A 23,126-nucleotide genomic window follows, 5' to 3' on the forward strand; every position below is an offset into this window, starting at 1 on the left:
GGAGGAACACCCCATGCCTGAGAATAAAAAAGAACAGGTCTTGTCGGTGCGAGACCTTGATATCACTTTTAAGACCACCGCAGGCCCGGTGCACGCCATCCGGGGCGTGAACATCGACCTGTACAAGGGCGAGACCGTTGCGCTGGTGGGCGAATCCGGCTCCGGCAAGTCCGTGACCATGAAGGCCGCCATGGGCATTCTGGCCAAGAACGCCACCGTGAACAGCGGCTCCATCCAGTTCAGCTACCACCATGCAGACGGCTCTCCCGAGACGGTGGACCTGCTGCAGAAGGACAAAAAGTGGATCCGCCGCCACATCAATGGAAAGCGCATCGCCATGGTGTTCCAGGACCCCATGACCAGCCTTGACCCCACCATGACCATCGGCAAGCAGATCATGGAGGGAATGCTCTGGCACTTCAAGATGCCCAAGGCCGAGGCCTACAAAAAGGCACTGGAGCTGCTGGAGGAGGTGGGCATCACCGATGCGGAAAAGCGGATGAAGAATTATCCCCATCAGCTGTCCGGCGGTATGCGTCAGCGCGTGGTCATTGCCATTGCCCTGTCCTGCGACCCCGACCTGCTCATCTGCGATGAGCCCACCACGGCACTGGACGTGACGATCCAGGCCAAGATCCTGGAGCTGATCCGCAGCATCCAGAAGGAGCGCGGCATCTCGGTCATCTACATCACCCACGACCTGGGCGTTGTGGCAAAGGTGGCCGACTATGTGGATGTCATGTACGCGGGCAAGATCGTGGAGACCGGCACCATTGATGAGATCTTCTACGACCCCAAGCATCCCTACACCTGGGGCCTGCTGTCGGCCATGCCCGATCTGGACACCGCCGATGACCGTCTGTACACCATCCCGGGCTCTCCGCCGAACCTGCTGCATGAGAAGCCGGGCGATGCCTTTGCACCCCGCAACCGCTTTGCCCTGCACATCGATGATGAAGTCGATCCCCCCATGTTCAAGATCAGCGAGACCCACTATGCGGCCACCTGGCTGCTGGACCCCCGGGCCCCCAAGGTGGAAATGCCGCCGGAGCTGGCCCAGCGCATCAGCCGCATGAAAGCGGATGCAGAAAAGATCAAGGAGGCGGAATAAATGGCTGCACAGAGCGCGACCCCGCTTCTGAAAGTAGAGGGCCTGAAACAGTATTTCAAGGTGAACAAGAACTTCACCGTTAAGGCTGTGGACGACGTGAGCTTTGAGATCTACCCCGGCGAGACCTATGGTCTGGTGGGCGAATCCGGCTCCGGCAAGTCCACCATCGGCCGGAGCATCATCCGGCTGTACGACCCCACCGCAGGCAAGATCACCTTTGACGGGCAGGACATCAGCGGACACCTGAGCCACGCACAGAACAACACCCTGCGCACCCAGATGCAGATGATCTTCCAGGACCCCATGGCCAGCCTGAATCCCCGCAAAAAGGTGGAGGACATCATCGGCGAGGGACTGGACATCCACCACATGTACAAGACCCCGGCGGATCGCCGGGAGAAGGTGGAAAAAATTCTGGCCAAGGTGGGCCTTGCCCCGGAGCACGCCGAGCGTTACCCCCATCAGTTCTCGGGCGGCCAGCGCCAGCGCGTGGGCATCGCCCGCGCCCTGATCATGAACCCCAAGCTCATCATTGCCGATGAGTGCATCTCGGCACTGGATGTGTCCATTCAGGCGCAGGTGGTCAACCTGATGAAGGATATCCAGCAGGAGACCGGCACGGCCTACCTCTTCATCGCCCATGACCTTTCCATGGTCAAGTATATCTCTGACCGCATCGGGGTGCTCCATCTGGGCCACCTGCTGGAGACCGGCACCACCGAGGAGATCTTTGAGCATCCCATCCACCCCTACACCCGGAGCCTGCTGTCGGCCATCCCACTGCCCAACCCTGTTGTGGAAAAGCGCCGCGTGGCCGAGACCTACGATTACGCCGCCTCCGGCATCGATTACAGCCTGGGTACCAGCCACCATGTTGCGGGCAGCCACTACGTCAAGTGCACAGACGCAGAGTTTGCCCAGTGGTGCAGGTAGACCATATCCTCCCAGCAAATGCAAAGCGCCCCCGCTCACCGGTGTTTCCGGCAGGCGGGGGCGCTGCTTTTTGTAGGAAGTTCAGAAGGTCAGCCGCATCTGGTACCACACCACGCCGCCGTGGGTGGAGCCGGAAACGCCTTCGCTGACAAAGCCGAAGCCGGCGTAATAGTGCACGAGCCTGTCCTTGCAGGTGAGCACCAGCCCCCTGCGGCCCTGAGCCTTTGCATCGGCGATGGCCCGGCGGAGCAGCTGCCCGGCCAGGCCCTGCTTCCGGTATTCGGGCAGGGTGTTCACCCCAAAGATCATCTGCCATGCTCCATGCGCATCGTGCAGGGAAGCGTCGGCGTACATCTCGTCTGTCAGGTCGGGGGTATCGGTCACAAAGCCGTCCACAAAGGAGACGAGCTTTTCGTCCTCGAACAGCAGCCAGAAGTGGTCGGCGTAATGGGTCAGCCGCCCGGCAAATTCTTCTTTTGTGGCCGCTTCCGCAGCCGGGAAGCAGGCCGCCTCCACGGCAGCAATGGCATCCAGATCTTCAAAGGTGGCAGTACGGATCTTTTGCATAGTCATTCTCCAGAGTTTGATTTGTTGAGCTGAGTATACCACACCATCCCGCAAAGCGCCAGCAAAATAAAAAGAACCACCGACCGAAGTCGATGGTTTTTGTCCCCGGAGGGAACAGGGGCCGACCGGGACTTCACCTCTCAAGCTCCTGCGAGTTTCCGAAGTGCTCTTGTTGGGGTATGCTTGTCGGGGCAACGCCCCTCCATCTGCTGTCGCAGACCGCGCTGCCGCTTAAAAGCCCCACTGGGGCTTTCATTGCTTCGCTGCGCTTCGCAAACGCGGTCCCACCCCAAACCCTGCCGGGAACGTGTATGGCAAACTGGAAGTTGTAAATACATGTTTTCCCAAGTTCTTTTGCCATATCATGTATTCTTGAATTTAACATCAAATCTACAATTCTATCAGGCTCTTACTTTTCCATTTTCCACTCTTCCATCTAAGCACCATTCCAATTGCTCTAGCGCACTCATCACCCGCCATGGCAATATATGCTCCTACCGCCAGAAGTCCCATGTGTATTCCAAGAAAATATGTTCCACCAACTGCAAACAGATACATAAATATTGCACCAATTATAACTGGAAAAATAGCATCTCCACTTGTTTTTAATGCCTGTCCATATACAAGATTTGTCACTCTTCCAAATTCAAGGAATATATCTACTATCAACAATTTTACTACAAGCTCAATCATCTGTGTATCATCCGTAAATATATGAACGATAAAACGTCCGGTCATTGCAAATGTCACAGAAAAGCACGTTGCTGTTACAAGACCATATATCACAGCTTTCCGTGTACCCCTGTCGCATTCCTCATACTTCTTTGCCCCGATTCTCCAGCCAGTCATAATAGCATTTGCCTGTGCAAGTGCTGCCCCCACACAATATGAGAAATTGGCTATCTGCATAGCATACGAACGAGCTGTAACATTCATTCCATCCGTATCCATCTGGTTCATAAAACGCACTATAAATGTCATTGCTACATTATAAAGTGCTGTCTCAAATGCAGAAGGAAACCCGATCTTAACAATCTGTGCAAGTATCCTTCGTGGTTGTTCACGTTCAGGGCTCTGCTTTGCTTTTATAAGTACAGCCCCCATTGCCGCTACAATAATAAGATTCACAGCTTTTGAAATAACTGTTGCAGTAGCAACTCCCATGACTCCCCAGTGAAACACAAACAGGAATACTGAATTCAGTATAATATTAATTACATTACCGACAACTGTCCCTGTCAAGGAATGTTTTGTATATCCAAATACTCTTAAATAGCTGGAAAAAATAGGAATAAGCGCATTTAAAAAGCTTGCGCCTCCAACAATTTTAAGATATGTTTCAGCTGATTCAAGCAAAGCAGGAGCAATACTCACTGCCCTCAGTATCCCTCCTGAAAAGACAGCAAGAACAACAGATATCAAGATACCTGTCAGTGCATTAAATACAAGTCCAAGCTGTCTCGCCTGATATGCAATTCCAGGTCTTCCAGCCCCGATATTCTGTGACATCACCGCTACCATACCAGATGATATTACCCCGAACATAATGATAAAAACACCTATATATGTATTTGCTGTTCCGACAGCCCCAACAGCCTGGTCGCTTACTGATGATAACATCAGTGTATCAACCATACCTGAAAGCATATAAAATAAAGTTTCCAGACATATTGGCACAGATAGTTGTGTCAACGTTTTTCTTTCACCTTGCATGTTTTCCTCCACAAATTCCGAGTTGTTGAACTGAGCCGAGTATACCACACCATCCCGCAAAGCGCCAGCAAAACAAAAAGAACCACCGACCGAAGTCGATGGTTCTTGTCTGCGGGTGGAGCAGGGGTCATCCGGAACTTCACTTCTCAAGCGCTTGTGAGTTTCCGAAGTGCTCTTGTTGGGGCGTGCTTGTCGGGGCAACGCCCCTCTATCTGCTGTCGCAGACCGCGCTGCCGCTTAAAAGCCCCACTGGGGCTTTCATTGCTTCGCTGCGCTTCGCAAACGCGGTCCCACCCCAAACCCTGCCAGGAACGTGTACGACAAACTGGAACTTGTCGGGGCAAGGCCCCTCCATCTGCTCTCGCAGACCGTTCGGTCACTTAAAAGCCCCACTGGGGCTTTCATTGCTTCGCAAACGCGAATTTTCAAATTAGTCTTTGCAAATAACCTTTGAACCTTCACCATCAATTACAATTCCCTGACGGTTGTTAATTGGGCATAGATTCAAATCCGAAAACTCAGTCATTATTTTCTCGGTAACTTTCTTAAATGGTGCTGTAAGATAATGCGGAAGAACATAGAAATCAATCAAATCAAGCCCTGCATCATCTTCTTGTGAGTAGTCCTCCGGCTTTTCATCCATTTGCTCGATATATTGGATGCTTGGAGCGCATATAATTGCGCCTGCCGATTCACCGATCATCAGTTTTCCCTTTTCCAATTCCTTCTTCAACAGCGCATCCGTTCCCGTTTTACGGAGCTGGTCCATAAGGAAGAAAGAATTTCCGCCGGTAAAATATATCACATCTGCTTCTTCAAAAACAGACTGTATCGTTGAATAAGCCTCCGTTGAAATATCAATTTCAGTTACGATTGCTCCCAACTTTTTGAATAATTTTCGAGCCGAGCCGACATAACCGGTGTAGCCTTCACGCAGCGAAGCTGTTGGAATAAATGCGACTTTCTTATTCTCAATTTCTTCCTTTATCAGACTTCCTACACTTGAAAAGTGCGAACATAAAAATAGTTTCATCAATATTCTCCTTTATAAATTCCGAGTTGTTGAACCAAGCTGAGTATACCACACCATCCCGCAAAGCGCCAGCAAAACAAAAAGAACCACCGACCGAAGCCGATGGTTCTTTTTCACGAGTGGAGCATTGTCCACAGCACTCGAACCTAAAACCTCTTCACGGGTAACCGTCTTGGCATCGTCCGTGAAGTTGAAATTGAGTACGACCCGGTCATCAAAGACGTAGACCGAGTTGACAAAGGTATCAATGATCTGCCGCTGGTGTTCCGTGCTGCCCACGTCACCCTTGCGGAATTTTTCAAACCAGAACCGCATCCATTCGCGGGTCAGGACCGGCTTTTTCAGCTCTTCTTCCAGAATGCTGGTGTTCAGATCTTCTTTCCGGGCTTCCAGTTCGTCCAGCCGCTGCTTGGTGGTCGGGGTCAGGATGCCCTGTTCAATAGCTTCCAGAAGATTTGCCAGCCGCTTCTCCGTATCACGGAGCTGGTCTTTCAGGACAGGCAGCCGGGTGTTCTCCTGCTGCTGGGCTTCCATAATCAAATCTATCAGCCGTTCGATGATTTTATCGCTGAGAATCACCTTGATAGCGGTCTCCACCACGAACCGTTCCAACGGCTCTTTACGGATGGCTTTCAGGTCGCAGTGCGCCTTGCCGTGGCGTTTGGCGTTGCCGCACTTGTAGTAATAGTAGGTGTTTCCCATGTGACTAGTGCCGCTCTCGCCGCCCATGAGCGTACCGCACTTGCCGCAGAACAGCTTGGTGGTCAGCAGATAGCTCACATCCTCTTTTGCAGGGCGACCGTGGGCGATCCTGTTCTGCTCGAAACGCTGCTGCACCCGGTTGAACAAGTCCTCATCCACGATGGCGGGAATGCCGCCCGGTGTCACGATGTCTTTATAGCGGTACTCGCCGATGTAGCGGCGGTTCCGGAAAATCTGGAAGAAGCTGTTCTTCACAAACGGCTTCCCGGTGCGGGTACGCAGGCCGCGCTCGTTCAGGGATGCGGCAATCTTCTCAGCCGGTTCGCCGTCGGCATACCGGGTAAAAATCTCCTGCACGATGGGAGCCGTTTCCGGGTCGATATGATATAGCCTGTCCTCCTTGCCAATGGTGAAGCCCAGCGGAACGATACCGCCGTTATACTTGCACTGGAGGGCATTTTCGCGCTCACCGCGCGCTACTTTCAGGGCGAGTTCGGCGGAATAGTATTCCGCCATGCCGATAAGCATACTCTCCACCATAATGCCTTCAGGCCCCTGCGAAATGGGTTCCATGGCAGACACCAGATGGACACCGTTCTTTTCCAGCTGGTACTTGTAGTTCACGGCATCGAACCGATTCCGGGCAAAGCGGTCCAGTTTCCAGACCAGAACTACATCGAAGATTTTCTTCGCGCTGTCCTTGATCATCCGCTGAAAGTCCGGGCGGTCATCCGTCTTGGCAGAGTAGGCACGGTCAATGTAGGTGCCGACCACGGTGATGCCGTTCTTCTCGGCGTAGTCCTTGCAGTCGCGCAGTTGTCCTTCAATGGACGCTTCTCGCTGGCTGTCAGATGAATAGCGGGCGTAGATCACGGCGGTCATGGTTGCACCTCTCTTTACACATCATTTTGGCGATACTTCGTATAACCTATATACCATATTTCACATCGGTTTGCAAGAAGATTTTAAATCGCTGTCACTGCTCAAAATTGTGAAAATAATGATTCTGAGCTTCAAATATAAAATAGAAAAGTGGTGGTGCTCACGGTGAGCACCACCACTTTAGAAGAAAGAAGTTCCTTTGCTGCTTGTGCGCCTTAACAATCTGGAAACAATCACAGAAAATCGAATTTGAGCATATTAGGTAAGAGCAAGAATCGTCCCGTGGCCACAAATTTTCAATTCTTGAAAATTCTTGCCCCTTTGGGACAGCTTCTTGTTGGGGCGTGCCTGCCCCAAACCCTGCTGTAGACGGATACAAAAACCCAGAAAACAGCTCCTACAGCTCCTTTAGATGAGGTGTTTTTCAAGGCAATAATGATAGATGCCTTCCTCATCCACAGAACGGCAGCAATCTGTTGCCCTTGCCTTGACTTCATCGAGGGCGTTTCCCATGGCAACGCCTGTGCCGACTGCTTCCAGCATTTCAATGTCGTTTCGGCCGTCCCCAAAGGCGATTGCTTCTGCTTTTGAAAAGCCGTAATGCGCCAAAACAGCTCTTACAGCATTTCCCTTTCCGCAGGACAGCGGAATGATATCCACTGCCTTGTCCCACCATGCGGTTATCTGTGTGGCGTGGGTTCCCAACAGGATGCGTTCGTATTCAGAAGGGCTGCAGGAACACATGATCTGATAGATATCCTCCTCACAGAGCTTGTCGAAATGCTCGGAGATCATCAGCTTCTCGTTGCCGAAGGAAAAATACTGCTCCAAGTCCGGGTCTGTCCCATTTGTCACGATAAAGTGTTCGTTGCTGATGGCAGCCGCCCGGTGCATTTGCTTCAGATTATGCAAAATTCTGCGCTTGTCGTCAGCGTCCAGTGGGTTCTTCGAGATCACTGCATCCTTGCTACGGACATAAGAGCCGTTGAAGGTCAGCCAGAGATCAAAATCAACGCCTTCAAAATGTGGGACGGAGAGGTAGCCTCTGCCTGTCGCCATGCACAGTAAGATCCCTTTTGCCTGCAACTGCTGTAAGGTCTGTACGGTTTGGAATGACGGCACCTTACTGCCCAACTTGAGCAAAGTTCCGTCTACATCAAAAAAAGCGATTTTTATCATACGGTTACCTCCAGCGAAAAACTATTTTCCAGAACGCCGGGGAGCAGGGTATAAACCGATCCTCCGATTCGTTTTTCAAACAGATTTTTTAGCTCAAGCGTTTTCTTCCATCGGTCTATCGTTGCCGGATGGACACCGTACCGAAGCGTTACATCTACAAAACGTTTTTCCAAAAGACAAAATCCGGTGGGCAGCGCCAAGGCATCGCATAGCTGTACCAAACGGTCGTAATCATCATAGACAGCGGTTTGAATGAATTTTTCCATAAAACGGAAATCTTCTTTTGAAACGTCAAAGGTTCCGATAGAAGTGTGGATATCCTGGATCATAAAAGCATGAGAAATACAGATCTGTCCAGCCTTTTTCCATCCTCGTTCCATACAGAAACGGTATCCGTCGATCAAATGACGTTCAGAACTTACCCCTGCATAACGCCCGATATCATGCAGCAGCCCAAAGCAGTATGCCTGATCTGCATCCATATTGTTGCATTTGGCTGCTATATTTTTACAGGCAAGGGCTACAAAACGGGAATGTCCGATCCAATTTCCGGGATTCTGCTGCCCTGCCCAAGCCAGAGCGGCTTCTGCTGTATTGCAATTCAGCTCCAAGGGGACCGTCCTTTCTCTCATAGCAAAACGCATCCGAAGATCAAAGGTTTTCAAATATGATATGCACTTACGGATCGTGCACTTCTGCTACTATCATTATAACGCCTACAGCCTAAAAATAATATCTTGATGCTGTCAGATGGTGTTGTTATTCTGCCGTTTGTATCGGTACTGACGTGGCGTGCAGCCGACAACCTCCCGAAAAACTTTTCCGAAATAGCTTGAATTTCCCATACCGCAAGCAGTCCCGACCTCTGTAATAGAAGCCTTGCTTTCCGCCAACATCTGGCAGGCGATCTGAATGCGGTATGCGGTCAGGTAAGCAATCGGGGTCGTATGAAGGTGTTCACGAAAAATGCGATAGCACTCTCGTTCACTTGTGTAGGCTGCTGCTGCCAACTCCTTGACTGAGAGGTTTTCCGGGTAGTGCTCATGGATATAAATCAATATCAGCTTTATTTTATCGTTGCCTCCGGCAGAGTTCCGATTGGAAGAGCTTACAGAATGCGATTGCTCCACAAGCATTAACCATAGCTCGGTCAGGATCTCTCGCAGTTTCAACTCATACCCGAATGTATCACAAGACAAACAAAAAGATTCTTTGAGTCGTTTCAGGATTTCTCGCCCTGCCGCATGATCCGGTAAAAGAGGAAGGATCTCAAGTTGTGGGTCGGATGTAATGGGCAGAATGTATTTTTGCTCGATTCGGCTTCCTCGTTCCCCTGCCAGCAGAGAAACATCGAAAATATGAAGAAGCTGCACGTTCTCTTCCGTCTGAGAAATCGCCCTTGTGGTGTGAAGTACGTTGGAATTGACAAAACCACCGCTTCCCGCCGGGAATACAAGTTTTCCACCTGGTGTGGTGTATTCAACGCAGCCGCTTTCCATGTAGAAAAGCTCTACCGCCTGATGCCAGTGCCATGGCACAGTGCTGCCGATGTAGCGATCCAACGTGGCTCTTGAGGCAGTATATGGAAAGTCCTTTGCAAGCTCCGGGATGCGCTCTTCTCTGCTGCCTGTATGGAATTCTATACAATGTACGTCTTTCATGTGGTGCACCACTTCATTCCAGTTTATTAAGCCGAGTATACCATACCCGCCAATGAAAGAACATCCCTGATATGACGACCAAGTTCGCACAAAGCGAACTTGATTCCGCAAAGCAAAAGGCAGGATACCACCGCCACGGTGATACCCTGCCTTTGTTCGTTTACCGCTCTGCGTACTCTCGCCGCAGAACCTCCGATAAACAAAAAACGTACCCGAACCCTTTTTCGTAAAGAATCGGGTTCGAGTACGAACTGTATGGTGGACGGTACAGGACTCGAACCTGTGACCTCCTGCACGTCAAGCAGATGCTCTACCAGCTGAGCTAACCGTCCATATTCTGTTTGTGCCACAATCAGCTTGATTATGATATCATACCGCCGGGCAAAAAGCAAGCCCTTTTTTGAAAATTCTGCAAACTTTTTGATGCCCGGTTTGCCGGGAATGGAAAATCAGCCGCCCAGCGCACATTTTGTAAACCGACTCAAGGCGTTTCCGTTGCCCTGAACGCCGGTTTGTGGTATAATACATTGATTATAATAGGAAAGGTATCGCAGAATGAGAGTTTTGGGCATCGACCCGGGTTACGCCATCGTGGGCTGGGGCGTTTTGGACTATGCGGGCAACCGGTTTGCACCGGTGGATTTCGGGGCCGTGTGCACCGATGCCGGGGTGCCGTTTGAGCAGCGGCTGGACGAGGTCTACACCGGCATCCGGGAGGTCATCGAGCGGACACAGCCTGAGGTGCTTGCCATCGAAAAGCTGTTCTACCAGCACAACCAGACCACTGTGATCGGCGTGGCCGAGGCCCGCGGGGTCATCCTGCTGGCGGCGGCGCAGGCGGGCATCCCTATCTACGAGTACACCCCCATGCAGGTGAAACAGGCCGTTACCGGCTACGGCAAGGCCGTGAAAAAGCAGGTGCAGGAGATGACCCGCATCCTGCTGCATCTGCCCGCTGTGCCCAAGCCCGATGATACCGCCGATGCACTGGCCATGGCCATCACCTTCTGCCATACCAACGGCAACCAGCTGAACCGCTTTGCAAGAAGGGGCGTTGGGCCGATTTAGTTGTTGTTATTCGTGTATAAGGGAAGGCTTCCCTTTGTACAACCTCTCAGTCTCACTTCGTTCGACAGCTCCCCTAGCAGGGGAGCCTCTGGCGAAGAGGAAGAGCTGCCCGTTATGCCAAGGCCTCCCCTATTAGGGGAGGTGGCATTGCGGAGCAATGACGGAGAGGTTGGACAGGGGAGAAGCTGACCGAAAAGGGAAAACACTTTATGATCTACTCTTTAACTGGAAAAATCATCAAAAAGACCCTGAACGCTGTGGTGGTGAGCTGCGGCGGGGTGGGCTACTATGTGCAGTGCCCGACCAGCGTTGCGGGTGCACTGCCCGGGGTGGGCAAGGAAGCCACCCTTTATACTGTGATGAGCGTGACCGAAAATGACATCAGCCTGTATGGCTTTGCCACTGAGGAGCAGCAGAGCTGCTTTGAGCTGCTGACCGCCGTTTCCGGTGTGGGCCCCAAGGTGGGTCTGGCCATTCTCAGCGTCATGGAGCCTGACCGGGTGGCGCTGGCGATCTCGGCAGGCGACCACAAGGCCTTCAAGGCGGCATCCGGCGTAGGCCCCAAGCTGGCCCAGCGCATCGTGCTGGAACTGAAGGATAAGGTGGCAAAGGGCTTTGTAGATGGCATCAACCTCGAGGATGTGGGCGCGGCCACTGCCGCCCCCGCCGCACAGGGAGCCGGGCAGGCCATTGCGGCGCTGGTCTCGCTGGGGTACAGCCAGAGCGAAGCCGCCCTGGCCGTTTCCAAGATCGACGCAAGCCTTCCCGTGGAAGAGATCATCAAGCTGGCCCTGCGGGGCATGGCAGGCAGGAGGTAATCCATGCAGGACGAAACCGCGCTCTATGGCGCAAAAATGATGCAGCCCGGCTTAACGGCGGCGGACAACGAGGAAAACAGCCTTCGCCCGCAGCATCTGGAGGACTACATCGGACAGGACAAGGTCAAGCAGAACCTGAAAATCTATCTGGAAGCCGCCAAGCGGCGCGGTGAGCCCATGGATCACATCCTGCTCTATGGCCCCCCGGGCCTGGGCAAGACCACGCTGGCGGGCATCATCGCCAACGAGATGGGGGTGCAGATCCGCATCACCAGCGGCCCTGCCATTGAGAAGCCCGGCGACCTTGCCGCCCTGCTGACCAATCTGCAGGAGGGCGATGTGCTCTTCATTGATGAGATCCACCGCCTGTCCCGGCAGGTGGAGGAGGTGCTCTACCCGGCGCTGGAGGATTACGCGCTGGATATTATGATCGGCAAGGGCCCCAGCGCCCAGAGCATCCGGATCAACCTGCCCCGCTTCACGCTGGTGGGCGCTACTACCCGTGCGGGCCAGATCACCGGCCCCCTGCGGGACCGCTTCGGTGTGCTGCTCAAGCTGGAGCTGTACAGCCCCGATGAGCTGAGCCGGATCATCCAGCGCTCGGCGGGCATCCTCGACCAGCCCATCACCCCGGAGGGCGCTTACGAGCTGGCAAAATGCAGCCGGGGCACCCCCCGCGTGGCAAACCGCTTCTTGAAGCGTGTCCGCGACTTTGCCACCGTGCTGGGGGATGGCATCATCGACCGGGACGTTTCTCTGATGAGCCTGAAGCGGATGGACGTGGACGCGCTGGGTCTGGACGAGCTGGACCGCAGCCTGCTCCGCGCCATCATTGAGATGTACAACGGCGGCCCTGTGGGCCTGGAAACGCTGGCGGCGGCGCTGGGCGAGGAGGCCGTGACGCTGGAGGACCTGTGTGAGCCCTACCTGATGCAGATGGGCTTTTTGACCCGCACTCCCCGGGGCCGCTGTGCCACCCGCCTTGCCTATGAGCACCTGGGCCTGAAAGCCCCCGAGACCGGAAGCCCGGAGGACAACGGCCAGCAGAGCCTGTTCTGAGCCGTTTGAAGAGAGAAAGGAGGACGCTTATGCGCCCTGCAGATAGTTGGAAAGATTATGAGCTGCTGGATGCCACCGATGGCAACCGCCTGGAGCGCTGGGGGGAGACCATCCTCATCCGGCCCGACCCGCAGGTGGTGTGGAAAACCGAGAAACAGAGCCAGCTCTGGGCCAAGGCCGATGCCGTCTACCACCGCTCCAATCAGGGCGGCGGTGAGTGGGAGTACCGCCGCCGTCTGCCTGAGAAGTGGAAGATCTCCTGCGGTGAGGGCGAGGACAAGCTGACCCTCATCGTCAGCCCCACCGGCTTCAAGCACACCGGCGTGTTCCCGGAGCAGGCTGTCAACTGGGCCTGGTACGCCAAAAAGATCCGCGCGGCAGGCCGCCCTGTCAAGGTGCTGAACCTGTTTGGCTACACCGGCGGCGCAACGCTGGCCTGTGCCGCCGCGGGGGCTACTGTCTGCCATGTGGATGCGTCCAAGGGCATCGTAGCGTGGGGCAAGGACAACGCCGTGGCCAGTGGTCTGGCGGACCGGCCCATCCGCTGGCTGGTGGACGACTGCGCCAAGTTCGTGGCCCGGGAAAAGCGCCGGGGCAACACCTACGATGGTATCATCATGGACCCGCCCAGCTACGGCCGCGGCCCCGGCGGCGAGATCTGGAAGCTGGAGGACTGCATCTATGAGCTCATCAGCCAGTGCGAGGAAGTGCTGAGCGATACGCCCCTCTTCTTTGCGGTCAACAGCTACACCACCGGCCTGTCCCCCGCGGTCATGGAGTATATGCTCAAGACCACGCTGGTGCCCCGCTTTGGCGGCAAGACCAGCTGTGATGAGATCGGCCTGCCCGTTTCCGCCACCGGCGGCGTTGTGCCCTGCGGCGCAACGGCCATTTGGGAAGAATGAACTCCCTCAGTCACGGCTGTCGCCGTGCCAGCTCCCTCGGGGAGGGAGCCTTTGGCATGGCGGGAACGTTGACCGTTTGCCGGAAAACTTCTCGGTTGCGCCAGAGGCCCCATCTCAGAGGGGGCTGTCTGCGAAGCAGACTGGGGGAGTGTCCTGACGGCAGCCATTCTGAAAAAATGAAGAAGAACCAAGAATGGGGTACAGCCCTTTTGAGAAGGGCGCACCACCGGAAAGAGAAAACCTATGGAAGAAACGATTTTAACTGCGAAAGATCTGAAGTTCCGCTATGACCCGGAACAGCCGGACTACGCCCTGAACGGCGTGTCGGCTGAGGTGAAGCGGGGCGAATTTGTGGCAGTGCTGGGGGCCAACGGCTGTGGAAAATCCACGCTGGCCAAGCACTTCAACGCCATCCTCCTGCCGGAGAGCGGCACTGTGCTGGTGGAGGGGATGGACACCAAAGACGAGGACAAAATCTACGATATCCGCCAGACCGTGGGCATGGTGTTCCAGAGCCCGGACAACCAGATCGTTGCCACCGTGGTGGAGGAAGATGTCGCCTTTGCGCTGGAAAATCTGGGCGTGCCGCCGGAGGAGATGCGCCGCCGTGTGGATGAAGCGATGAAGATGGCGGGCATCTATGAATACCGGGAGCGTGCGCCCCACAACCTGTCCGGCGGCCAGAAGCAGCGCGTTGCCATTGCGGGCGTGGTTGCCATGCGGCCCGACTGCCTGATCCTGGACGAGGCCACCGCCATGCTTGATCCCCGGGGCCGGGAGCAGGTGATGCAGACCATCCACCATCTGAACAAGAACATGGGCATCACGGTGGTGTCCATCACCCACTATATGGAAGAAGCTGCTCAGGCCGACCGCGTGCTGGTGATGAGCAAGGGCAATGTGGTCATGGAGGGCACCCCGAAAGAGGTGTTCAGCCAGACCGAAAAGGTGCGCGCCCTGCGGCTGGATGTGCCGCAGGCTGCCGAGCTGCGGGATGAGCTGGTCAAGGCCGGCATCCCCATGCCCGAAGGCATCATCGACACCGGCGCGTGCGCACAGGCTCTGTATGAGCTTTTGAAGTAAGGGAGGGGACGGAAGATGGGAAGCATTATCAAAGTAGATCACCTGAGTTATGTCTATAACCCGGGAATGCCCAATGCCGTCACCGCGCTGGATGACGTGAGCTTTGAGGTGGAAGAGGGAGATTTTGTGGGCATCATCGGTGCCACCGGCTCCGGCAAGAGCACCCTCATCACCCACATGAACGGCCTGAACAAGCCCACCAGCGGTCACATCATCATCGATGGCCGCGACCTGTGGGCCGAGCCGGAAAAGATCCGGGAATTCCGTTTCCTCACCGGTCTGGTGTTCCAGTACCCGGAGTACCAGCTGTTTGAGGAGACTTGCTATAAGGATATCGCCTTTGGCCCCAGAAACATGGGGCTGGACGAGGCCGAGATCGACAGACGGGTGCATGAAGCAGCGGACTTTGTCGGCCTGGATGAGGCGCTGCTGCAGCGCAGCCCCTTTGAGCTGTCCGGCGGCCAGAAGCGCCGGGTGGCCGTGGCGGGTGTGATGGCCATGAAGCCCCGCATTCTGGTGCTGGATGAGCCTGCCGCCGGTCTGGACCCCGAGGGCCGGGACGAGATCCTGTCTGAGGTCAAGGAGTACCACAAAAAGACCGGCACCACCGTGCTGCTGGTCTCCCACAGCATGGAGGATATTGCCAAATACGCCGACCGTGTGCTGGTGATGAGCAACAAGAAGATCGCCATGTACGACACCGTGGAGAACGTGTTCGCCCGTGCGCCCGAGCTGCTGGCGCTGGGCCTGAGCGTGCCGCAGGTCACAAAGATCTTCCTCAAGCTGCGGGAGATGGGTGTGGATGTCCCGGCGGATGTTTACACCGTGCCCTATGCCGTCAAGATGATTTTGGAAGCCAAGAAGCGCCGGGACGCAGGCGAAAGCCTTGTGCTGCCCCGTGTGGATGCAAAGAAGGGGGGCGCTGCCACATGCTGAGAGATATCACCATCGGCCAGCACTTCCCGGGCGACAGCCTTGTGCATAAGTTCGACCCCCGCATGAAGCTGGTGCTGACCATCGTCTACATCATCCTGCTGTTTGCCGCGTCCAACCCGCTGGGCCTGACGCTGTCCCTTGTGTTCCTTGTGGCCATGTACGGCGTGGCAAAGATCCCCTTCAAGCTCATCACCAAGAGCCTGAAGCCCATTTTGCCCATCATCCTCTTTACCGCGGTGCTCAACCTCTTCTTTGTTTCGGGCGAGGGTGAGCCGCTGGTGCACTTCTGGGTGCTGAACATCTACGCCGAGGGCCTGCGCTATGCCATCCTGATGGCGGTGCGCGTGATGGCACTGATCGCGGGCACCAGCCTGCTGACCTATACCACCAGCCCCATCGTGCTGACGGATGCCATTGAGCAGCTGCTCAAGCCTTTGGGCAGGCTGCACTTCCCGGTGCATGAGCTGGCTATGATGATGAGCATTGCCCTGCGGTTTATCCCGACCCTGATCGAAGAGACCGACAAGATCATGAACGCCCAGAAAGCCCGTGGTGCCATGCTGGACAACGGCTCCATGATGGAGCGCGTCAAGGCGCTGGTGCCGGTGCTTATCCCGCTGTTCATCTCGGCCTTCCGCCGCGCCGATGAGCTGGCCATGGCCATGGAGTGCCGCTGCTACCGCGGCGGTGATGGCCGCACCCGCCTGAAGGTGCTGCGCTGCACCCGGCAGGATTATATCGATCTGGCGGTGTGCATCGTCTGCTTTATGGTGATCCTGAGCTCGAGACTGGTGTTCCCGAATTTTTAAAAACTCCCCCAGTCGCCTGCGGCGACAGCCCCCTCGAGGAGGGGGCCTTATAGCCTCCCTCTTTGAGGGAGGTGGCACGGCAAAGCCGTGACGGAAGGAGTTCCATGCAGAACTATCTACTTACCCTTGCCTACGATGGCACCAACTACTGCGGCTTTCAGGTGCAGCCCAACGGGCGGAGCGTGGCCCAGACCTTTCAGGATGGGCTGGAAGCGGTGCTCCACAGCCGCCCCGATATCAAGGGGTGCAGCCGCACCGATGCCGGTGTCCACGCGCTGGGCTTTGCGCTGAACTTCCACGCGGAGACCCGCATCCCCCCCGAAAAGCTGCCGTTGGCCATCAACCAGCACCTGCCCCCGGATATCCGGGTGCTGTGCGCCCGGGTGGTGCCGGAGGAGTTCCACGCCCGCTATGCCGCCCATACCAAGACCTACCTGTACCGCATCCACAACCACCCCATCGATTCGCCTTTTGATGAAAAATATTACACCCGGGTGCCCCGGCGGCTGGATGTGGATGCCATGCAGAGGGCGGCGGAACAGTTTGTGGGAAAGCACGATTTTCTGGCCCTGTGCGCGGCGGGTTCCTCTGCTGCTGCCCACGGAGATACCGTGCGCACCATCACCGACTGCCATGTGATCCGGAAGGGCGACGAGGTGGACATTGAGGTGACAGCGGACGGCTACCTCTATAACATGGTGCGCATTCTGGCAGGCACCCTGTGTGAGGTGGGCGCGGGCCGGATGCAGCCCGATGCCATCCCCGGCATCCTTGCCAGCCGGGACCGCAGCCAGGCCGGGCCGACGCTGCCCGCGAAAGGGCTATTTTTGGAGAAGGTGGACTACGACCTATGAGAAAAAATCGCAACCGTCCGGAGAGTGACGAGCCGCTTTCGGAAGGGCGGGTCGAATATCTGGAAGCTGCCCGCCAGCGTGTGCGGAACCGGCGCATCCGCCGCACGGCGGTGCTGCTGGTGCTGCTGACGGCGGTGGTGCTGTTTGCCACCGGCATCGCGGGCAGCTCGGTGGCGGCCCTGAAGGACCTGACCGATACGGCCCGCATTGCCCTGCTGCCCGGCTCCGGCTGGCCCCAGCAGACCGGTGTGGCCGAGCTGGAACAGATGGCCCCCCTGACCGGCAGCTTTGTGGAGCTGGGGGACGAGGGCTGTGTGGTCTGGTCGCGCACCGGCAAAAAGCTGAACAGCATCCAGAGCGGCTATGCCCGCCCGGCGCTGGCCGCGGGCAAGACCCGCTTTGTCCTCTACAACCGCTCCGGAAACGAGCTGCGGGTGGAGAGCCGCACCCAGAACCTTTACACCAAGCAGCTGGAAAACAGCATTTTCCTCTGCGCCATGTCGGACAACGGCACGCTGGCTGTGGTCACGGAGGACCAGACCAGCATGGCAAAGCTGCTGGTATACAGCCCCTCCATGGAGCAGCAGCTCAGCTGGAGCATGACCTCCAACGACGGCACCCCCCTGCGGATGGCCTTTTCCCCCGACAGCCGGAAGCTGGCGGCGGCAGCCGTCACCGTCAGCGGGGGACAGGTGATGACCAACCTCTACCTCATCAATCTGGCATCGGGCGATCCCGTCAGTCTGGTGAATCAGGGCGGTGTGCCCCAGTGGCTGGGGTGGACCTCCGCTTCCACGATCCTGGCTGTCTACGATACCAGGGCTGTGCTCTACAATGCGGGCGGCGGTGAGCGTGCGGTCTATGATTTTGCGGGCACGGAGCTGAAGGATGTTTCGGTGGACGCAGCAGGCAATGTGGCCCTGCTGCTGGCATCGGGGCAGGTCTCTCAGGCTGTGACGCTGGACAAAAACCTGAACGTCCAGTTCAGCGCTGCTGTCTCGGCGGCAAATTCCATTGTCCGGGCGGGGAACCTGTTCTATCTGCTGGCCGATAACGCCGTGGAGTGCTTTGATGCATCCGGCACCCAGCAGTGGAGCCAGAACCTTGACACCAGCCCGCAGGCATTGCTGGCCAACAGCAAGGATCTGCTGCTGTTCAGCGGCAACACGGTGCAGAAGTTGGAAGCACCCGCTGAATAGCCCTCTCCGTCAATGCTTGCGCATGGCCACCTCTCCCAAAGGGAGAGGCAATTGCGGCTTTGAGGAAAGAGAGTGCAATTTATTTTGTGGCTTCCCCTGTCAGAAGCGTTGGCTCCCCCTTTGGGGGAGCTGGCACGACGGCAGTCGTGACTGAGAGGGTGAGCCAGTTCGGAATAAGGTTAAACGTATGTTCAAGAATCCGTCATTTATTTTTGATATCCTATGTACGGTGGTCTGGCTGGTGCTGGCCGTCCGGTATGCCCGCAAAGGCTTTCTGGCCTCGGTGGTGCAGCTGACGGGCAGCCTCATCAGCCTGTTCGGTGCCAGAGCCTTTTCAGGCTGGGCAGCCGGGCAGGTGTTCGAGCGTTTCCTCGCCGGAAGCTTCCGGGACCAGATCGCTGCCAATATCGCCGCCGGGGGAGCCGTCAGTCTGGATGGCATTGCCCAGCGGTACGCGGGCTTTCTGCCCGAGGCGTTCCGGACATCCATCGTGGATGCCTGCGAGCGCTCCATCTCTGCCGTCCTCAATGACAATGCCGTTGTGCTGGCGGATACCATCGTCCAGAAGGTGCTGGCTCCGCTGCTGACCCCGGTGATCTCGCTGGTGCTGTTCTTTGTGGCGTTCGCCCTGCTGCGGATGCTGGTCAGCCTGCTGGTCACGGTGCTGGGGCTGGTGAACAAGCTGCCCGTGATCGGTGCAGTGAACCACTGGCTGGGCTGGGGCGTGGGCGGCATTGCCAGCCTTGTGGACATCTATCTGGTGCTCTGCGTGGTCTGGGCGCTCATTGTGATCACCGGCGGCAACCTCACCATGCTCAACGACACGGTGATGAGCGGCAGCCTTTACTATAAAGTATTCAATGTATTCAACCCGTTTGTCTGAGCGGGGAGGGAAAAGGAGGAACAATGGTCTGCATTCGATGCCAGAAGCGGCCTGCCATTATTTTTGTCCAGCGGATGGAAAATGGCCAGATGAAAAACGAGGGGTACTGCCTGCACTGTGCCCGGGAGATGCACATCAAACCGGTCGATGATCTGATGAAGCAGTTTGGCATGTCTGATGAGGACATGGATGCCATGGAAGACCGGATGGAAAACATGATGCAGGAGATGGGGGACATGAGCAGCATGAACCCCTTCTCCATGATGATGGGTATGGGCCAGCCGGACCAGAGCGAGGAGGACGGCGACCTTGTGCCCGGCTCCAGCGCCACCTTCCCGCTGGGGGTGAACGGCGGTGCCCAGAACGGCAAAAACGAAAAGAAGGCGGGCAAAAACGACAAAAAGCCGCCCCGCCGCAAGTTTTTGGATACCTACTGCGAGAACCTGACCCGCAAAGCCCGGGAGGGGAAGCTGGATGATATCATCGGCCGCGACCGGGAGATCTACCGCACCATCCAGATCCTGAGCCGCCGCCAGAAGAACAACCCCTGCCTCATTGGTGAGGCGGGCGTTGGCAAGACCGCCATTGCCGAGGGCATTGCTGAGCGCATTGCCAAGGGGCAGGTGCCGGCAGGGCTGCAGGATAAGGAGATCTTCCTGCTCGACCTGACCAGCCTTGTGGCAGGTACTCAGTTCCGCGGCCAGTTCGAGCAGCGGGTCAAGGGTCTGCTGAGCGAGGTCAAGGCGGCGGGCAATGTCATCCTGTTCATTGACGAGATCCACACCATTACCTCTGCCGGTGAGAGCGAGGGTGCCATGAATGCGGGCAACATCCTGAAGCCCGCCCTCTCCCGCGGCGAGATCCAGGTCATCGGTGCCACCACTTTCAACGAGTACCGCAAGTATATCGAGAAGGACCAGGCGCTGGAGCGCCGGTTCCAGCCCGTGCGGGTGGAGGAACCCAGCGTTGCTGATACGCTGGCCGTGATGGGCGGCATCAAGCACTACTACGAGGAGCACCACCATGTGCAGGTGCCCGCCGATGTGCTGAACGCCACCGTGACCCTGAGCGAGCGGTATATCACCGACCGCTACCTGCCCGACAAGGCCATCGACCTGCTGGACGAGGCCTGTGCCTGCTGCAATCTGGCCCACCCGGTCATCTCCGAGTACCTGACCATGCAGAAGGAACTGGAGGCCCTCAAGCAGGAAGAGGCCGACATGGAAAACGCCGATGTGAACGAGCCCATCGACTACGAGCGTGTGGCAGAGCGCAAGACCCGGATGGCACAGCTGGAGCGGGAATTGCCCGCCAAGCAGGCTGCAGCCGGGGAGATCCAGGTGACCATGGACGATGTGGCCAAGGTCATTGAGCTGTGGACGGGCATCCCGGCGGTGAAGATCCGGGAGACCGAGTACGCAAAGCTCGCCAGCCTTGAGGCTGAGCTGAAAAAGAAGATCATCGGTCAGGACGATGCCGTGCATCTGGTGGCGCAGGCGGTCAAGCGCAGCCGCGCCGACCTCTCGGACCGCCGCCGTCCGGCCAGCTTCATCTTTGTGGGCCCCACCGGCGTGGGCAAGACGGAGCTGGTGAAGCAGCTGGCAAACCAGCTCTTTGACGGCCCCGACCCCCTGATCCGGCTGGATATGAGCGAGTATATGGAAAAGTACGCCGTGTCCCGCATGATCGGTTCCCCTCCGGGCTATGTGGGCTACGAGGAGGCGGGTCAGCTGACCGAAAAGGTCCGCCGCCGCCCGTACAGCGTGGTGCTGTTCGATGAGATCGAAAAGGCCCACCCCGATGTGATGAATATCCTGCTGCAGATCCTGGACGAGGGCAAGATCAATGATGCCCAGGGCCGCACCGTGGATTTCTCCAACACTGTCATCTGCATGACCTCCAATGCGGGCAGCAGCGACCAGACCACTGCAAGTCTGGGCTTCAACCGCAGCGAGGAGGAGCGAAACGAGGAGAAGAGCCGCAAGGCACTGAGCCAGTTCCTCCGCCCTGAGTTTTTGGGCCGCGTGGATGAGGTCATCACCTTCAAGCCGCTGAGCGAGGAGACCCTGCAGGGCATTGCCGCCCTGATGCTGGACGAGTACAAGCCCAGCATGGAGGCCAAGGGCATTGCCTACAGCTATACCCCGGCGGCACTGGCAGCGCTGGTGCACAAGAGCCAGGGCGGCAAGTTTGGTGCCCGCGACCTGCGCCGCACCATCCGCAAGGCTGTGGAGGACCCCGCCGCTGAAAAGATCATCGACGGTACCCTTGTTTCCGGCTCCACCCTGACCGTGGATGCTGAGAACGATGAGATCGTGCTAAAATAAAGAGCAAACAGAAAGCCGCTGCACAGCGTAACAACTGTGCAGCGGCTTTTGTAGTGTAAGAACGCTCCGTCACCTGCGGTGAGGCTGATGGGGAAGATCAGTCCACGCTGACCGGTTCCTCCGGCTTGTTGGTGGTGCGGGCGCTCGTGCGGCCCTCGGGGATGATCTCGCCTGCGGCGGTCAGGCTGATCTTGGCCAGGGTCGGGCCGACCAGCTCGTACACCAGCACCGAGAAGAGTACCACGTTGCGCACCATGTGGCCGTCGGAAAGCTCGGCGGCCTCGGCGGCCATGCCCAGCGCCACACCGGCCTGCGGCAGCAGGGTGATGCCCAGATACTTCTGGATCTTCTCACTGCAGCGGGTGGCCTTGCAGCTGACATAGGAGCCGGAGATCTTGCCCAGAGAGCGGGAAGCAATATAGACGGCACCAATGAGCAGGACCATGGGGTTGGCGAGGATGTTCAGATCCAGCTCCGCGCCGGAGAGCACGAAGAACAGGATGTTCACCGGGCTTACCCAGCGGTCCAGGCGGTCCATCAGCTCATCGGAAGTGGGACAGATGTTGCAGAACACGGTGCCGGTCATCATGCAGACCAGCAGCAGCGAGAAGCTGCAGTGGATGGGGCCGACCTTAAAGCTGACCATGGAAAGGCCCACCGTCAGCAGCACAAAGGCCACCGAAAGGCTCATGCGCTTAGAGCGGGAGTGGAAGTAGACCTCCAGCTGGTTGAGCAGCAGACCTGCCAGCGCGCCCAGACCCAGGCTGAGCACGATCTCCACCAGAGGCTCCAGAAGGATGCTGATGGGGTCGATGCGGCCCTGCTCCAGCGCGTTTGCGATGCCGAAAGAGGCTGAGAAGAGCACCAGACCCACGGCATCGTCAATGGCGACCACCATCAGCAGCAGACGGGTCAGGGGGCCGCTGGCCTTGTACTGCTTGACCACCATCAGGGTGGCGGCAGGGGCTGTGGCAGAGGCGATGGCACCCAGTGTGATGGCGGATGCCATTGAGATGACATCCGGCCGGGCAAAGTGGAGGGCAACCAGAGCGATATCCACCAGCACGGTGGTGATAACGGCCTGCAGGATGCCCACAGTGACCGCCTGCCTGCCCATGCTCTCCAGCGCGCTGAGCCGGAACTCGTTGCCGATGACAAAGGCGATGAAGCCAAGTGCCACCTGTGTGATGATGCCGTAGCTTTCGACCTGTGCAAGGCTTCCGAAACCGAAGCCCCAGCCGCTCAGGCCCAGCCGACCCAGAAAGAAGGGTCCCAGCAGAAGTCCTGCCACCAGATAAGAGGTGACAGCCGGCAGGCGGATCGCTTTCGCTGCACGGGATGCCAACAGGCCTGCAATGAGCGAAAGAGACATACAGATGAGCAATTGCTCCATAAAATAAGATC

The 23,126-nt window shown here is 56.9% G+C and carries 21 protein-coding genes and 1 tRNA gene; 13 read left to right on the top strand and 9 right to left on the bottom strand.

Translation table 11 applies throughout. From position 1 onward, the window contains the following. Positions 1-13: 13 nt before the first annotated feature. Entirely contained in the window at positions 14-1,111 is a 1,098-nt protein-coding gene (locus tag D3F01_RS12135; RefSeq protein ID WP_097771285.1) for an ABC transporter ATP-binding protein, read from the top strand. Then, the gene (locus D3F01_RS12140; protein ID WP_242888939.1) at positions 1,112-2,044 is read left to right on the top strand and encodes an ATP-binding cassette domain-containing protein; all 933 of its coding nucleotides are present in this window, start codon (positions 1,112-1,114) and stop codon (positions 2,042-2,044) included. A gap of 81 nt (positions 2,045-2,125) precedes the next feature. On the opposite strand, the gene D3F01_RS12145 is transcribed toward D3F01_RS12140, so the two are convergent. The 8 genes from D3F01_RS12145 to D3F01_RS12180 form a co-directional block, all read right to left on the bottom strand. Next, positions 2,126-2,617, bottom strand: coding sequence for a GNAT family N-acetyltransferase (locus tag D3F01_RS12145; RefSeq protein WP_117533665.1), 492 nt, complete (start codon positions 2,615-2,617; stop codon positions 2,126-2,128). Positions 2,618-3,001: 384 nt separating this feature from the next. After that, the gene (locus tag D3F01_RS12150) at positions 3,002-4,324 is read right to left on the bottom strand and encodes an MATE family efflux transporter (protein ID WP_242888940.1); all 1,323 of its coding nucleotides are present in this window, start codon (positions 4,322-4,324) and stop codon (positions 3,002-3,004) included. Between the two features lie 430 nt (positions 4,325-4,754). Continuing rightward, positions 4,755-5,357, bottom strand: coding sequence for a Type 1 glutamine amidotransferase-like domain-containing protein (locus D3F01_RS12155; protein WP_242888943.1), 603 nt, complete (start codon positions 5,355-5,357; stop codon positions 4,755-4,757). Between the two features lie 12 nt (positions 5,358-5,369). After that, positions 5,370-6,941, bottom strand: a complete 1,572-nt coding sequence (locus D3F01_RS12160) for a recombinase family protein (RefSeq protein WP_242888944.1) — start codon at positions 6,939-6,941, stop codon at positions 5,370-5,372. A gap of 408 nt (positions 6,942-7,349) precedes the next feature. Continuing rightward, entirely contained in the window at positions 7,350-8,120 is a 771-nt protein-coding gene (locus D3F01_RS12165) for a Cof-type HAD-IIB family hydrolase (protein ID WP_118528392.1), read from the bottom strand. Further along, entirely contained in the window at positions 8,117-8,731 is a 615-nt protein-coding gene (locus D3F01_RS12170) for an HD domain-containing protein (RefSeq protein ID WP_055186271.1), read from the bottom strand. The genes D3F01_RS12165 and D3F01_RS12170 overlap by 4 nt, the downstream gene beginning before the upstream one ends. 135 nt (positions 8,732-8,866) lie before the next feature. After that, complete coding sequence (locus tag D3F01_RS12175) at positions 8,867-9,781, bottom strand: AraC family transcriptional regulator (protein WP_242888946.1); 915 nt, start codon at positions 9,779-9,781, stop codon at positions 8,867-8,869. Between the two features lie 256 nt (positions 9,782-10,037). Beyond that, positions 10,038-10,113, bottom strand: a tRNA-Val gene (locus tag D3F01_RS12180). Between the two features lie 223 nt (positions 10,114-10,336). Here D3F01_RS12180 and ruvC point away from each other — a divergent pair. The 11 genes from ruvC (at position 10,337) to D3F01_RS12235 (ending at position 21,722) form a co-directional block, all read left to right on the top strand. Then, positions 10,337-10,849, top strand: coding sequence for a crossover junction endodeoxyribonuclease RuvC (ruvC, locus tag D3F01_RS12185; protein WP_005934868.1), 513 nt, complete (start codon positions 10,337-10,339; stop codon positions 10,847-10,849). Positions 10,850-11,058: 209 nt separating this feature from the next. Beyond that, positions 11,059-11,667, top strand: coding sequence for a Holliday junction branch migration protein RuvA (gene ruvA, locus D3F01_RS12190; protein ID WP_242888948.1), 609 nt, complete (start codon positions 11,059-11,061; stop codon positions 11,665-11,667). Positions 11,668-11,670: 3 nt separating this feature from the next. Further along, positions 11,671-12,726 (top strand): Holliday junction branch migration DNA helicase RuvB, encoded by a 1,056-nt coding sequence (gene ruvB / locus D3F01_RS12195; RefSeq protein ID WP_005934866.1) that lies wholly within the window; start codon positions 11,671-11,673, stop codon positions 12,724-12,726. 29 nt (positions 12,727-12,755) lie between these two features. Then, positions 12,756-13,631: a class I SAM-dependent methyltransferase gene (locus tag D3F01_RS12200; RefSeq protein ID WP_242888950.1), complete on the top strand. Its 876-nt coding sequence runs from the start codon at positions 12,756-12,758 to the stop codon at positions 13,629-13,631. Between the two features lie 243 nt (positions 13,632-13,874). After that, positions 13,875-14,714: an energy-coupling factor transporter ATPase gene (locus tag D3F01_RS12205; protein ID WP_005934864.1), complete on the top strand. Its 840-nt coding sequence runs from the start codon at positions 13,875-13,877 to the stop codon at positions 14,712-14,714. A 15-nt stretch (positions 14,715-14,729) separates the two neighbouring features. Then, positions 14,730-15,650 (top strand): energy-coupling factor transporter ATPase, encoded by a 921-nt coding sequence (locus tag D3F01_RS12210; protein ID WP_005934863.1) that lies wholly within the window; start codon positions 14,730-14,732, stop codon positions 15,648-15,650. Then, positions 15,644-16,459 (top strand): energy-coupling factor transporter transmembrane component T, encoded by an 816-nt coding sequence (locus D3F01_RS12215; protein WP_005934862.1) that lies wholly within the window; start codon positions 15,644-15,646, stop codon positions 16,457-16,459. The genes D3F01_RS12210 and D3F01_RS12215 overlap by 7 nt, the downstream gene beginning before the upstream one ends. 104 nt (positions 16,460-16,563) lie before the next feature. After that, positions 16,564-17,313, top strand: coding sequence for a tRNA pseudouridine(38-40) synthase TruA (gene truA / locus D3F01_RS12220; protein ID WP_242888952.1), 750 nt, complete (start codon positions 16,564-16,566; stop codon positions 17,311-17,313). Further along, the gene (locus D3F01_RS12225) at positions 17,310-18,512 is read left to right on the top strand and encodes a DUF5711 family protein (protein WP_005934860.1); all 1,203 of its coding nucleotides are present in this window, start codon (positions 17,310-17,312) and stop codon (positions 18,510-18,512) included. Before truA ends, D3F01_RS12225 begins: the two co-directional genes overlap by 4 nt. Positions 18,513-18,699: 187 nt before the next feature. Beyond that, the gene (locus D3F01_RS12230; RefSeq protein ID WP_242888954.1) at positions 18,700-19,395 is read left to right on the top strand and encodes a hypothetical protein; all 696 of its coding nucleotides are present in this window, start codon (positions 18,700-18,702) and stop codon (positions 19,393-19,395) included. A 23-nt stretch (positions 19,396-19,418) separates the two neighbouring features. Beyond that, complete coding sequence (locus D3F01_RS12235; protein ID WP_242888956.1) at positions 19,419-21,722, top strand: ATP-dependent Clp protease ATP-binding subunit; 2,304 nt, start codon at positions 19,419-19,421, stop codon at positions 21,720-21,722. A 97-nt stretch (positions 21,723-21,819) separates the two neighbouring features. Here the strand turns inward: D3F01_RS12235 and D3F01_RS12240 are convergent, their stop codons facing one another. Beyond that, positions 21,820-23,115: a cation:proton antiporter gene (locus D3F01_RS12240; protein WP_117477370.1), complete on the bottom strand. Its 1,296-nt coding sequence runs from the start codon at positions 23,113-23,115 to the stop codon at positions 21,820-21,822. Between the last annotated feature and the right edge of the window lie 11 nt (positions 23,116-23,126).

Source organism: Faecalibacterium sp. BCRC 81149, assembly GCF_022750605.1.
Taxonomy (GTDB): domain Bacteria; phylum Bacillota; class Clostridia; order Oscillospirales; family Ruminococcaceae; genus Faecalibacterium; species Faecalibacterium duncaniae.